The following is an 11533-nucleotide window of genomic DNA, read 5'->3' on the forward strand; positions in this document are numbered from 1 at the left end:
CCCGTCGTCAGACTGAGCGTCAGCGATTTTCGCCGACATCGCGTCGGCAGCGACGCGATGTCGGGGAACATCACGACGAGGGGCGCTCCCCAGCGTCAGCACGAATGTCATCGTCAGCGCCACCGTCGGCAAAGATGATCCTGACGGGCCCGCGAGCTGTCTCGTCGACGGCCTTGCCCTCCTGGGTGACGAGCACCTCGCCGGCCGCTCGCATTCGATGCGCCACGGCGCGGACGGCGGGCATGAGGTCGCGCCACCCGTCATCGCCGTTCGTCGCATCGCTGCCCCCGGTGGTGGTCGACTCGCCTCCGACTTGGGTCTCCGTCTCGTGGCCACTCGCCTTCGAAATACCGTCGCCATGGATGTCAGTGTGCGCGCCGCTGCCGACCACGCGCGCGACGTCGCTGGGGCAGATGCTCTTGCCGGCGCGATGACGCAGCAGCGCGCGGATCGTCGCTTCGATGCGGACGTCGCGTTCGTCGTCGGACGGAGTAGTCCACCATTCGTAGCCCCGCTCGCCGAGAGCGATCTTGGCCTCCTGCACGCGCGGTCGGGCGTGCTCGGCGTCCGTGCGCACGAGGCGACGGGCGGCCATCAGTTCGTCGACGAGTTCTTGCCGCAGCTTCGGCGGGATGCCAGGGTCGGACGCGCGCCAGCGTCGACCGTTCACGACGATGTAGCGACCGTCCGGGGTGCGCTCGGGTTCACTCACCCGCCCACTGTGACGGCCCACGCCGCCGCGTGTCCACCGGAGCACGTCTGACATGCCCGCGCCGATGAAGACGGGGCTGCCTCGCGCCGCCTCCCCCGGGCCTGGCTCATGTCGGCGGCACCGTCTGACTGCAGATGCGCGATGCACTTGTCAGGCCGAGGGACGATCGTTGCCCGGATTGGCGTCGAACATGACGCGAATCCGGGCAACGATGATCCGTCAACGGGCGAGCCTGCGGGTAGGGTGACGGCGCCCGCCCTCGGTCGCGTTCACTGTGTCGTGCTCAGTGTCGTAGCCGATGAGATCGCGTCCAGGAGAAGCCATGATTCGTGTCGCGTCGGTTCCGGCCGATCACCCCTACGTCGCGCACCTCTCCCCGACCGGCGAGACACCAGGCGACGGGTGCGACGAGGTGATCCGCCTGACCGACCCGCCCGTCATCGCTGACGACGGCTCGACGCGCTGGTGGCCGCCGCGCATCCTCGATCCGGCCTGGCTACGCGAGCATGCCGGCGAGTTCGACGTGCTGCACGTCCACTTCGGGTTCGAGTCGTTCAGCCCTGAGCACCTGCGCGAGGTCGTCGACGTGGCGCACGAGCTGGGCAAGGGCGTCGTCGTCACGGTGCACGACCTGCGCAACCCGCACATCAAGGACCCGGCGGCGCAGCTCAGCCGACTCGACGCGCTCGTGCCGGCGGCTGACGCCGTCATCACGCTGACCCAGGGCGCGGCTGATGCGATCCTGGCTCGCTGGAGTCGCGACGCCGTCGTCGTGCACCACCCGCACATCGTGCCGCTGGACGTCATGGCCGCGCTCCTGCTCGATGACACTTCCTCTCGGACGAACCGCGCCGACGCGCGGTCGAGCGACGACAGCACAGCGGCGCCCGCGCGAAATAATCGTCGGCGAATCGGCTAGCACCTCAAGAGTCTTCGCACGAACGTCGACGCAGCGGGAGCGCTCGACGCACTCGCCCTCGTCGCCGATGAGCGGCCTGACGTCGAGATCGTCGTGACGATGCACCGCGCCGTTGCGGACCCGACCGATCGCGGTCACGACGCCTGCGTCGTCGAGCGCGCCGAGGCACTGGCGACGCGCGGCGCCATCACGCTCATCCTGCACGAGCCGATCGATGACGCGACGCTGTTCGCGTTCGTCGGAGGCCTCGACGTCAGCGTCATGGCGAACGTCTGGGGCGCCCACTCGGGGTGGATCGAGATGTGTCACGACCTCGGCGTGCGCGTCGTGGCACCGAACATCGGGTTCTACGGCGAACAGCACGCGCCCGTCCTCTACGATCTCGCGGGCCGGGGCGATGAGGCCGAGGACGGTGCGGCCGCGAGTGAGGACGCCACCGTCGACGCTCGCAGGCTTGCCGACACGATCCTGGTCGCCGTCGACCAAGGGAGCGCCGCCCCGGCCGACGTCGCTGAACGCCGCGACGAACGCGATGCCGGAGCACGCGTTCACTCCGAGATCTACCGCGCCAGCATTCCCACTCGTTGAAGCGACGTCGCCCCTGGCGCGTCTGTGAGCGACATACGTCGTGTGCCTGAATGTGCACGAAATTCGCGATCTTCGTCCACCTCTGCGAGCCGCGTCCCGGTCTGCGAATCCTCGTCACATCGGCGATGTCGTGGTCACCACCGCTGCCCCGTCGCCCCCCGCGGACCCTACGACGCCCCAGTCGCGCCGTTGACCCGTCGGCCAATCGTCAGTGCGGCACCGAGCTGTTCTCCGCTGACACCGTCGTCGCCACGGGCGCCGACGAGTCCGCGGTGGCCTCCGGGCCTCGAGCCCGCTGCGTCTGACGACGTTCCGCGAGATGCTCGCGGGCTTCGAGGGCACGTCGCGCTCCGGGCACGATGTCGCGTTCCCAGGTGCCGAGGTGGGTGACGTCCTCGCCACCGAAGGAACGCTTGAAGGCGCTGAATCCCGCCCAGGGATGGTTCGGCTCGTCCGGTGGTGCGAGGCCGAACAGGTCAGCGGTCCGAATGCCTGCGTCGTGGGCGTCGAGCAGCGCGCGCGTGATGAGGGGCTGGTTCGGACGCAGTTTTCGATGCTCCACGGGCATCGCGGCGTGGGCGAAGAGCCGCTGGGTGGGGCTGTCGTAGACGAGGGTGGCGCACAGCGGGGCGCCGTCCTTCCACGTCGAATAGAGGGTCGCCGCGTCCACCGGCATCATCGCGGAAGCCACCGCATGCAGGTAGCTGGTCGAGCGGACGACGATGTGCTTGTGCCCAGCAGCCTGCGACAGGAACGCGGCGAGGATGGTGACGTCGTCCGGGTTGCGGCTCGTCCGCACCTCCAGGCCCTTCTTCGCGTGGTTGCGGTGAATCGTGCGGATGCTGCCCGTCGCCGCGGCGAGGATGGCGTCCGGGCCCGCAGTCAGGTCGATGAGGCGAGTGTGCTTCGGTTGGTGATCGTGCAGCGCCGGGTGGAATCTGTCGGCCTCGAGCACGTCCCGCCACAGCGGCAGGTCCGACCAGAGGGCCTCGCGTTCGCTGCTGCGCGGCTCGACGCGAACCCACCAGGCTCGCCGTCGACGAGCATGGGCGTGGATGGCACGCAAGGCGTCGTCGAGTGCGCCCGCGTCACGGCAGATCGGCCCGTACGGCACGTACAGGTAGGAGCCGACCGCGCGCTTCTCCTCGACGCACAGTGCCGACCACCCGTCACCCTGCAGTGTCGACGTCGGCTTGCCGAGCTTGCGTTGGACCTTGGCCCATGCGTCGGTCTGCAGTGGCGATTCGAGCGAGAACATTCGAGGTTCCGATCATCGGGGCGATAACGCTCAGGCGATGTGCAGCACGGACGAAGACCGCGAGGCAACTTCCCAACCGTATCGCGAGACTTACCCCCTGACCGCGCATCCTGAGCCTTCGCATGTCACCCGGTTGCCGCTGATCGCCGATGGGGAGAGAGTGAGACCATGCTCCCCGCCGAACTGCCGAACCTGGGGGACGGACGTGTCACCCTTCGCGCTTTCGTGAACGATGACGTGGATCTGGTTCGCAGCGTTGCCCGCGACCCGCGGATTCCCCTCATCACGACCGTCCCCGCGAGCGGTTCCCATGACGACGCGCTGAGTTACACAACGCGTCAGCACGAGCGACTACGGACCGGCGCCGGGTACTCCTTCGCCATCACCGACCAGCACGATCAGTGCATCGGCAACATCGGCCTGTGGCTCAGCTCCATCCACCAGGGGCGTGCCTCGACGGGGTACTGGCTGGCGCCGGCGTTCCGGGGACGCGGCTACGCGAAGCGCGCACTCGCCATCCTGAGCGGTTGGGCCGAGACGCTCGAAGATGTGGCCCGCCTCGAGCTCTACGTCGAGCCGTGGAATGAGGCGTCATGGCGTTGCGCCGAGGCCTGTGGTTTCGAACGCGAGGGGCTGCTGCGTTCCTGGCAGCAGGTGGGCGATTCGCGCAAGGACATGTTCATGTACAGCCGCATCCGCGTCGATGAAAGCGCCCAGGCTGAGGCCTCCCCGCCCAGCGGCGGCGACGTCGCGTAGCCGGCCCGTCCGCGCTCTTCGTCTCGGTGGCGCTGCGCCACCCCGCGGTACGAATATGGACGGGGTTCGCGAAGGTGGACGGGATTCGCAGATGGGGACGTAGATCGCAGGATGGCCCCGGCGCGCCGTGTACAACTGCAATTTTCGTCCACATTCGCGATTCTTGGACACGCCTGCGAATCCTGTCCACATTCGGGCACACCGCAAGGCTCAATGCGGCGACGCCAGGGACAACGACGTAGGGGTCCACTCGACGAGGCCTTCGTCGGCGAACGCCTGCAACCAGCCCTCCATCGGCCAGGTGCCCCACCGCTCGCGGTAGAGGTTCGCGTTGCGCACGATGTCGACGACGTGATGGCGCGGCGGGTTCGCGCTCGGATGCCACTGATGCAACGCGTGCGCGCCGCCGACCCACGCCATCCGCAGGCCCGCGTCACGGGCCCGCATGCCGAAGTCGGTGTCCTCCGCGCCGTACCCGACGTACCGCTCGTCGAAACCGCCGCACGCGCGCCAGGCGTCGGCATCGAGCGCAAACGCGAGCGACCACAGGAGACGATGGTCGTCGTCGACCTCGACCGCACCCGACGACGGCGCGGGGCGCGCAGCATGCGGAGCGACGAAACGTCTCGCAGCCGCCGGGAATTCACCGTCGAGACGATCGTCCTCCCCCAGATACGTGACGATGCCGTTGAGCACGGCACGCTCGCCGCGAGCATCGAGCTGACACTGCGCGTCACGCGACGCATCGACGAAACCGGGCAGGGGGACGCAGTCGACATCGAGGAAGACGATGAGTTCCGCGCCATCATCGAGTGCCGCCGTCGCGCCGACGTTGCGGGCCCGCGCGGTCGGCATGCCCAGCGGGTGATCGTCGAGGGGCACGATGCTGACGCTCTCACCCATGACGCCCGCCGCGCGCAGGTCGTCACCCAGATCAGGCATGTCGACGGCGACGATGACGTGTCGTACGTCGGGCGCCACCTCGTCGAGGAACCGTCGCTGATTGACGAGGTGCTCGAGACGCCCCCGCACCGGAGTGACGACGGCGACGGGCAGCGTCCGGCCCGACCCCATGTCGGTCATCACTGCAGCGTCCCATCTCCGAGTGCGGGCGCCTCGGCGCCGGTAGCGGCTGGCCAGCCGGAGCCGCCCTCGACGACTCCACGCGCCGCGCCGCCGGCTTCGCGGACGCCTCGCTCTGCGACACCTGCGCGCGCAACATCGTCGATGCCGTGCCTGCTCCCACGCACAGCACCTTCCAGATCGTCGGCGTCAGTTCCAGCAGCTAGGTCAGCGACGCCCCCGCGCGCTGCGGCTTCGATGACGTCAGCCGCGCGATCAACAGCGCCGTCGACGCACCAGCGCGCCCACGCACGTCCTGTCGATCGCTCGTCGTCCCCGGCGAGGAGTTCACGGATGCCGGCAGCGACCTCGTCAGCGGTCGCACCCAGAGTCAGCCCGCGCGCGATGCCGGCGTCGTCAAGAGCACGAGCCATGTCGGCCTGCTCGTCGAACGGACGCTCCTGCGGCACGACGACGGCAGGAACACCGAAGGCAGCGACGTCCGCAAGAGCGTTCTGCCCCGCGTGGGTGACGACGACGTCAGCCGTCGCGAGCAGAACCTCGACGGGGTGGTCGGCGTCGGGCGTCCGCCAATGGACCTGCGGCACAGCGCGTTCGACGGCGCCCGGAAGCTCAGCGTCGTCCCAGCCCTCGCCGCCGACGAGGAGCACGCCACGCAACCTTGGTATCTCTTGCGCGACCCGCGATCTCGCGTCCGAGAAGGCCCCTCTCGGCATGCCCGCCGAAAGGCCATCCGGAACGTTCACCGCAGCACCGTCAGAATCGCTGCCCGCCAAGGCATCTGACGAGGCCCCTCGCCGTGCGCCCAGCGAAGGGCCTCCCGCAGCGTCTATTGCTGCACCGCCGGATCCGGCGCCCGGTGCAGTGCTCTGCGAGACGTCCGCCGCGACGCCGCAGCCGCCGGCATCGCGGGAACTGGCCGCCCGCGGGCCTGACGCAACACTTTCCGAGGAGTTCGGGGAGGCACATGCCGACGAACCACCGCCCGCAGCGTTCGGCCCCGCAGCACGACCCGCGAAGCGCGACAGGCCACCGACTTCGACCGTCTTGTCGCGATGGCGTTCGAGGTGCGGCGCGACCTCGAGCCGCGCCGGCCAGGGCGCCAGCACAGCCGCCGCCAGGTCGAACGCCAGCGCATGTGGTGCGTCGTCGCGTCGCCCGGGCTGAGCCACGACGACGACGGGGACGCCGAGCAGCCGCACGAGAGCGGTCACCTCGACGGAGACGTCGACGACGACGACGTCCGGGCGCGCCTGCGTCACCCACGCCGCGATCTGCGCCGAACGCTCGGCGTAGCCACCGCCGAGCGGAGCCCAGTGCAGACGCCCACCCGCATCGGGGTCGACGAACGGTGCATCCGCTTCATCGGCATCCGACGCGAGCGCGACCTGATCCCCGTCGGGCAGTGCGCCGCTGCCGAGATAGGTGATGACGTGCCCGCGCCGCGTCAGTTCGGCGCCGATGACGCCCGCCCGCGTCGCGTGCCCCCGCCCGTGATGGTGCACGTAGTAACCGATGCGCATCACGACATCGCCCCTGTCGCGTCCGGTTGGGCGCCGCCTGAGACGCTGTCGCCCGACAGGCTCCCCGGGAGCAACGGACGGTCCGCAACGTCACTGCCCGTGCCGTTCTGCGCGCTCACGCCCGGACGAACCCCGGCTGAAGGCTTCATGTCCTCACGGATGACGAGCCGCCGCGCGTCGGCGTCGCTCGGGAGCGGGTCCAGCGGTGTGTAACGTTCGACGGGTCGCGCGCCCGACGCAGGCTGCGAACGGCGCGCCGCGTCAGCCGCCTCCGTCAGCACCGCGAGATGCCCGTCGATGCAGGCATCGAGAGAGAAATGGCGGACGGCGCACTCGCGCACCGCCGCGCGGTCGAGAGCGTCGAGTTCGGTGACGGCAGAGGCCAGTCGGGCGACGAGCACGTCGTCGGGCGCCGCCGTCATGGCTCCTGCCGGGAGCTCAGACGAATCCACGACCGGATTCGTCGACGCGTCGACGAGGACACCCATGTCCGGTCGCACCACCTCGACGAGACCACCTCGCGCGAGGGCGATGACGGGCGTCCCGCACATCGCGCCCTCGACGGCGACGAGGCCGAACGGCTCATCCCATGCCGGTGTGACGAACAACGCGTCGCTCCGCCCGACGACCTTCGCGACCTCATCTGGCCGCACCGCGCCGAGATGCTCGACGTCACCCCCGAGCCGCGGCGCGATCTGCGCCTCGAAGTACGCCGCATCGCTGACCGGCCCGATGAGAGCCAGCCGTCGCCCGGCCATCCGCGCCGCATCGATCGCGAGATGCGGCGCCTTCTCCGGCGTGATCCGACCGACCCAGGCGAGACGGCCGTCGTCAGCGCCCGGCCCGAGGACGAAACGCGACTCGTCGACACCGTTCGCCACGACCTGCCGCGTCACAGTCGACCATTGCGCCGCGAGGGCTTTCGACACCGCGACGAACCGCGACGCCGGCGAGGCGAGGGCAGCGCCGAGCTCCATCCACGGAAACGGCGGCGTATGCAACGTCGTGACGACCGGCGCGTCGTAAGCGCGCGACAGCGACATCGGCAGGTGGTGCAGGCTGTGGTTGGCGACGACGTCGAGCTCACCGGCACGATCCCGGCGCGCCAGTTCGGCGGCCGCGAACGTGAACGCGTGATGGTCGTCGAGAAACGGCTTCTCCGGCAGCTGCGGGTCGAGCGCGGCAACCGCCGAGAACCGCGGCAGCGCCGGGTACGCCACGACCTCGTCGGCCACATCGGCCGGCGTCCCCTCGGCCGCGAACAGCACGACGTGGTGGCCGCGCCGACGGAACCCGGCGACGAGCGCCGCCGTCAGCGATTCCTGGCCGCCGGCGAACGGCTCGCTCAACGGGTTGCGGTTCGTGGCGAGCACGGCGATGCGCAGCGACGTCATGCGACTCCTCCTCGCAGGTTGGCCAGATACGTCGCGAACCCGCCGACAGCTCGCCCGTCGAGACGGCTCGACGTGACGACGCGCGCGTCATCGGCCGCCCGCACGAGGCGCTCGTCCTCGGCGCGCAGCCGCTCGACGAGGTCTACGTCCTCGTGCAGCGACAGCGGCGCGAACCCACCGACCCGCAGGTACGCAGAAGCGCGCACACCGAGATTCGCGCCGTGCACGTGAGGATGCCCCTCCCGCAGATGGTGCCGCTCCATCCACTCTGCGCGCCGCGCGCCGGTGAGAGCCGCATCCGGTTCGACGGTGCCGACGTACGCGTCGGCGCCGGCGTTGGCCGTCGCGATGTGGGCGCTCAGCCAGTGCGGCGGGACGTGCGTGTCGGCGTCGGTCGACGCGAGCCACAGCGCGTCGGCATCGATTCCGTCACGTTCCGCCCATTCGAGCGCGCAGCGCACTCCCGCGGCACGCGCTCGCCCGACGCTCCCCGCCGTGACGACGAGCGGCTCCACGCTGAACTGCCCGCGGTGCGCCGCCGCGCCCGCGAAGGCACGCACGATGGCCTCGCTGTCGTCGGTGCACGTGTCGAGGACGATGCACGCACGCAACGTCATCGCCGGCGCGAGATGAGCAACCTCGACGAGCGCTCGTTCGAGCGCCGTGAGGCAGTGCGGAAGCGCCTGCTCTTCGTCACGCGCAGGCACGATGACGGTGGCGCCGGCGAGAGCAGGGCGAGGCGAACCGTCACGGCTGCGAGTGAGCGCACGTGTCACGCACGGATAGGTGCGCTCGCTCATGACCACCTCCGTCGGCCCCAGGCCTCGAGGTCGAGGGGCCCGTCTGCGGGCACGGTTTCGACGATCGGTGACGCATCCGCGAGCGATTCGACCGGCCCAGCGACCCTGTCACTTCTGCGATTTTCGTCCACATTCGTCCGATGACGGGTGCGCGCCGCCGTCACGCCGCCGCCCACCCATGGCGCGCCGTCGCACGCTGCGAGCAGACCCTCGGCATCGCGCAGAACGCACGGCTGCATGACGTCGACGATGAACTCAGCGCGCTGCAGAACGTCGTCGGACGGTTCGCCGGCGCACACGCGAGGGTCATCGGCGAGCACGTCGGGTCGGCGTTCACCGCACCAGATCCCGACGTCCGCGAGCGCGAGCCACGACTCGAGGGCGGCGTACTCGCCGCTCGGTGCCACCGTTCGCGCCGGCCGCCAGAACACGACGACGCGCGGGGCGCGCCAGATACCGTGGCGCCCCCGCACGTCTGGCTGTGGAATGCGGGCAGCGAGCGCGAGTTGCTCGCCCTCCTTGAGCTGCGCGAGATCGGCTCGCTCCCCCGCGTCGGGGCCGTCGTGCCAGCCCACCGCGGCCGGCGCATGACGCAGGGCGACGCCGGTGTTCCAGGCGCGATAGGCGAGATCCCAGTCTTCGCCGCCGTACCCGACGAGGCTCTCGTCGAACCCGTCGAGTCGTTCGAACGCGTCGCGCGTCATGCCCATGACGGCGCTGATGACGAGTCGCCAGTCGCCGTCGCCGGCGTCACGCAGGTCGTTCGTGCGCGCGTAGCCGTCGCGCAGCCACTGGGGTGCGGCGAGGACGTCACCGTCGGCCGGCGCCTCAGGATCGGTTGCCGCACACCAGGACACGACGTCGTCACCCCGCGCAGCGACGGCACTGAGATCGGCATGCCGACGGGCTCCGACGACGAGGGCGCCGGCACCCGGCGCCTCTCGCAAGGCGTCGACCATCGCGGCACAGTAGCCGGGCGTCGGCACGGTGTCGCCGTCGAGGAAGAGGACGACCGGTGACGACCCGGCGCGCGCGCCGAGATTGCGCACCGCCGCGGCGCGGAAGCCCTCGTTCGCCTGTCGCAGGAGCGTGACGCCGTCGGGGACGCTCGGCGGGGTGGCTGAACCGTCATCCGCGACGACGATGTGGAGGCGCAGCGACGAATCATCCTGCGCCGCCAGGGAATCCAGAACCCATCGCAGACGCTGTGGGTCCTCGAAATGCGTGACGACGACGTCGACGTCGTGTCCGTCACCCACGCTCAGGTCAGCCCCTTGCTCGCCCGCGCGAGCGTTCGCGTTCACCCGACACCACCCAGGGGCGTCAGGTGCGCGGCGAGCAGTTCGCTCTGGCGACGCGCGGCGTCCGGCGTCGTGAGCAAGCCGGGATGCGACGGGTTCGTCACGGTCACCATCGGGTCGCTCAGCGCCGCCCGGGCGGCATCGACGAGCACATCGATCACACCATCACGATCGCCCGATTCGCCTGCACTAGTAGAAGCTTCGACGACCGCCACCGACCCGGGTGCCGTCGTCGACAGTTCGCCGACCCACGGCGTGGCCAGCGTGATCGGCCGGCGACCGGCGGCGATCCATCGGCCGATCGAACCCGACGCGGAGATGTGACGGTAGGCCGCGAGCGGCACGGCGATCGTCGCGATCGCGGCGTCCATCTCGTCCTCGCTCAGGTGCCCGAGAACGCGCAGTTCGATTCCGCGCGCGTTCGCGGCGCGGCGCAAGTCATCGACGAAGTTCTCGTGCCCCTCGACCACCGCGCCGAGCAGGACGAGGTCGCGACCCAGCGCCGCGGCAACATCGAGCGCCAACTGCGGATCCTTGCCCGGATGGACGAACCCGAGGACGCCGACGGGCGCGTCATCGCCCAGGGCGAGCACCGCGTCGCCCGCCGCAGTTGCACTCGGTCGTGCATCGACCGGCAACGTGGCGACACCGACGCCAGCGACATCGGCGTCGCCGAAACCCCGAGCGGCGCTGTCAGCGTCACCGGCAGGCGCCGCGACGACGTCACCCAGCATCGCGCGCTCGGCCTCGCTGCACACCTGAACAGACGCGGCGGCCGCGACGATGCGCGCATACAGCGCAGCGCGACGTTCGTAGCGCGCCTGCCCCTCGGCGGGCTGCGGAATGTCGTGAAGCGTGACGTGCACGGGCCGTGCGGCGCCCTCGATCGCGCGCACCCCGGCTTCGATCGCCCGGTGGTCGGCGCCGAGCAGCGCGTCGGTGAGGTGAACATGCACGGGCCCGGCATCGTCCGCGAGGTACGCCGCGAGGTCACGCGCGCCGGTCCCCACGTCGAGCATCGACGTGCGGCGCGCACCGGCGAGAGCCGCCCCGTGGCGCGTCACCCCGTGCTCGGGCGGGCCGAGCAGGAGGTGGTCGACGGTTGCAGCCGCATCACCCGATGCAACGTGCGCGCTGCGGGGGTCCTCAGCGGCAGTGCTCGCCGGGCGCGTCGTCGTCATCCTCGTATTGTCATGTGC

The 11533-nt window shown here is 70.3% G+C and carries 11 protein-coding genes; 3 read left to right on the plus strand and 8 right to left on the minus strand.

From position 1 onward, the window contains the following. Nucleotides 1-70 precede the first annotated feature (70 nt). The gene (locus IM689_RS01795; protein ID WP_319803757.1) at nucleotides 71-712 is read right to left on the minus strand and encodes a DUF3253 domain-containing protein; all 642 of its coding nucleotides are present in this window, start codon (nucleotides 710-712) and stop codon (nucleotides 71-73) included. A gap of 322 nt (nucleotides 713-1034) precedes the next feature. Here IM689_RS01795 and IM689_RS01800 point away from each other — a divergent pair, with 322 nt between their 5' ends. Then, nucleotides 1035-1631, plus strand: coding sequence for a glycosyltransferase family protein (locus IM689_RS01800; RefSeq protein WP_193642623.1), 597 nt, complete (start codon nucleotides 1035-1037; stop codon nucleotides 1629-1631). Between the two features lie 93 nt (nucleotides 1632-1724). Then, nucleotides 1725-2219, plus strand: a complete 495-nt coding sequence (locus tag IM689_RS01805) for a hypothetical protein (RefSeq protein ID WP_193642624.1) — start codon at nucleotides 1725-1727, stop codon at nucleotides 2217-2219. Nucleotides 2220-2427: 208 nt separating this feature from the next. Here IM689_RS01805 and IM689_RS01810 read toward each other — a convergent pair whose 3' ends face one another. Next, a complete protein-coding gene (locus IM689_RS01810) occupies nucleotides 2428-3477 on the minus strand; it encodes a lipid II:glycine glycyltransferase FemX (protein ID WP_193642625.1) in 1050 nt (349 codons plus the stop codon). A gap of 168 nt (nucleotides 3478-3645) precedes the next feature. Between IM689_RS01810 and IM689_RS01815 the strand changes: the two genes are divergently transcribed. Then, the gene (locus IM689_RS01815; protein ID WP_047310597.1) at nucleotides 3646-4233 is read left to right on the plus strand and encodes a GNAT family N-acetyltransferase; all 588 of its coding nucleotides are present in this window, start codon (nucleotides 3646-3648) and stop codon (nucleotides 4231-4233) included. Nucleotides 4234-4443: 210 nt separating this feature from the next. Here the strand turns inward: IM689_RS01815 and IM689_RS01820 are convergent, their stop codons facing one another. The 6 genes from IM689_RS01820 to IM689_RS01845 are packed head-to-tail and all read right to left on the minus strand — an operon-like array spanning nucleotide 4444 to nucleotide 11515. Further along, complete coding sequence (locus IM689_RS01820; protein WP_193642626.1) at nucleotides 4444-5316, minus strand: glycosyltransferase family 2 protein; 873 nt, start codon at nucleotides 5314-5316, stop codon at nucleotides 4444-4446. Then, nucleotides 5316-6839: a glycosyltransferase gene (locus IM689_RS14525; protein WP_227484409.1), complete on the minus strand. Its 1524-nt coding sequence runs from the start codon at nucleotides 6837-6839 to the stop codon at nucleotides 5316-5318. Before IM689_RS14525 ends, IM689_RS01820 begins: the two co-directional genes overlap by 1 nt. Continuing rightward, a complete protein-coding gene (locus IM689_RS01830; protein ID WP_193642627.1) occupies nucleotides 6839-8233 on the minus strand; it encodes a glycosyltransferase in 1395 nt (464 codons plus the stop codon). Before IM689_RS01830 ends, IM689_RS14525 begins: the two co-directional genes overlap by 1 nt. Then, on the minus strand, nucleotides 8230-9033 hold the full coding sequence (locus IM689_RS01835) for a glycosyltransferase (protein ID WP_047311137.1): 804 nt from the start codon (nucleotides 9031-9033) through the stop codon (nucleotides 8230-8232). The genes IM689_RS01830 and IM689_RS01835 overlap by 4 nt, the downstream gene beginning before the upstream one ends. Continuing rightward, nucleotides 9030-10292, minus strand: coding sequence for a glycosyltransferase family 2 protein (locus tag IM689_RS01840; RefSeq protein ID WP_193642628.1), 1263 nt, complete (start codon nucleotides 10290-10292; stop codon nucleotides 9030-9032). Before IM689_RS01840 ends, IM689_RS01835 begins: the two co-directional genes overlap by 4 nt. Before the next feature lie 41 nt (nucleotides 10293-10333). Beyond that, nucleotides 10334-11515 (minus strand): hypothetical protein, encoded by a 1182-nt coding sequence (locus IM689_RS01845; protein WP_193642629.1) that lies wholly within the window; start codon nucleotides 11513-11515, stop codon nucleotides 10334-10336. Nucleotides 11516-11533: the final 18 nt, after the last annotated feature.

Source organism: Dermacoccus barathri, assembly GCF_015070805.1.
Classification (GTDB): Bacteria; Actinomycetota; Actinomycetes; order Actinomycetales; family Dermatophilaceae; genus Dermacoccus; species Dermacoccus abyssi.

Coding starts and splice junctions, on each gene's coding strand:
- IM689_RS01800 (WP_193642623.1), top strand. CDS start 1,035: ATGATTCGTGTCGCGTCGGTTCCGGCCGATCACCCCTACGTCGCGCAC.
- IM689_RS01810 (WP_193642625.1), bottom strand. CDS start 3,477: ATGTTCTCGCTCGAATCGCCACTGCAGACCGACGCATGGGCCAAGGTC.
- IM689_RS01815 (WP_047310597.1), top strand. CDS start 3,646: ATGCTCCCCGCCGAACTGCCGAACCTGGGGGACGGACGTGTCACCCTT.
- IM689_RS01820 (WP_193642626.1), bottom strand. CDS start 5,316: ATGACCGACATGGGGTCGGGCCGGACGCTGCCCGTCGCCGTCGTCACT.
- IM689_RS14525 (WP_227484409.1), bottom strand. CDS start 6,839: ATGCGCATCGGTTACTACGTGCACCATCACGGGCGGGGGCACGCGACG.
- IM689_RS01830 (WP_193642627.1), bottom strand. CDS start 8,233: ATGACGTCGCTGCGCATCGCCGTGCTCGCCACGAACCGCAACCCGTTG.
- IM689_RS01835 (WP_047311137.1), bottom strand. CDS start 9,033: ATGAGCGAGCGCACCTATCCGTGCGTGACACGTGCGCTCACTCGCAGC.
- IM689_RS01845 (WP_193642629.1), bottom strand. CDS start 11,515: ATGACGACGACGCGCCCGGCGAGCACTGCCGCTGAGGACCCCCGCAGC.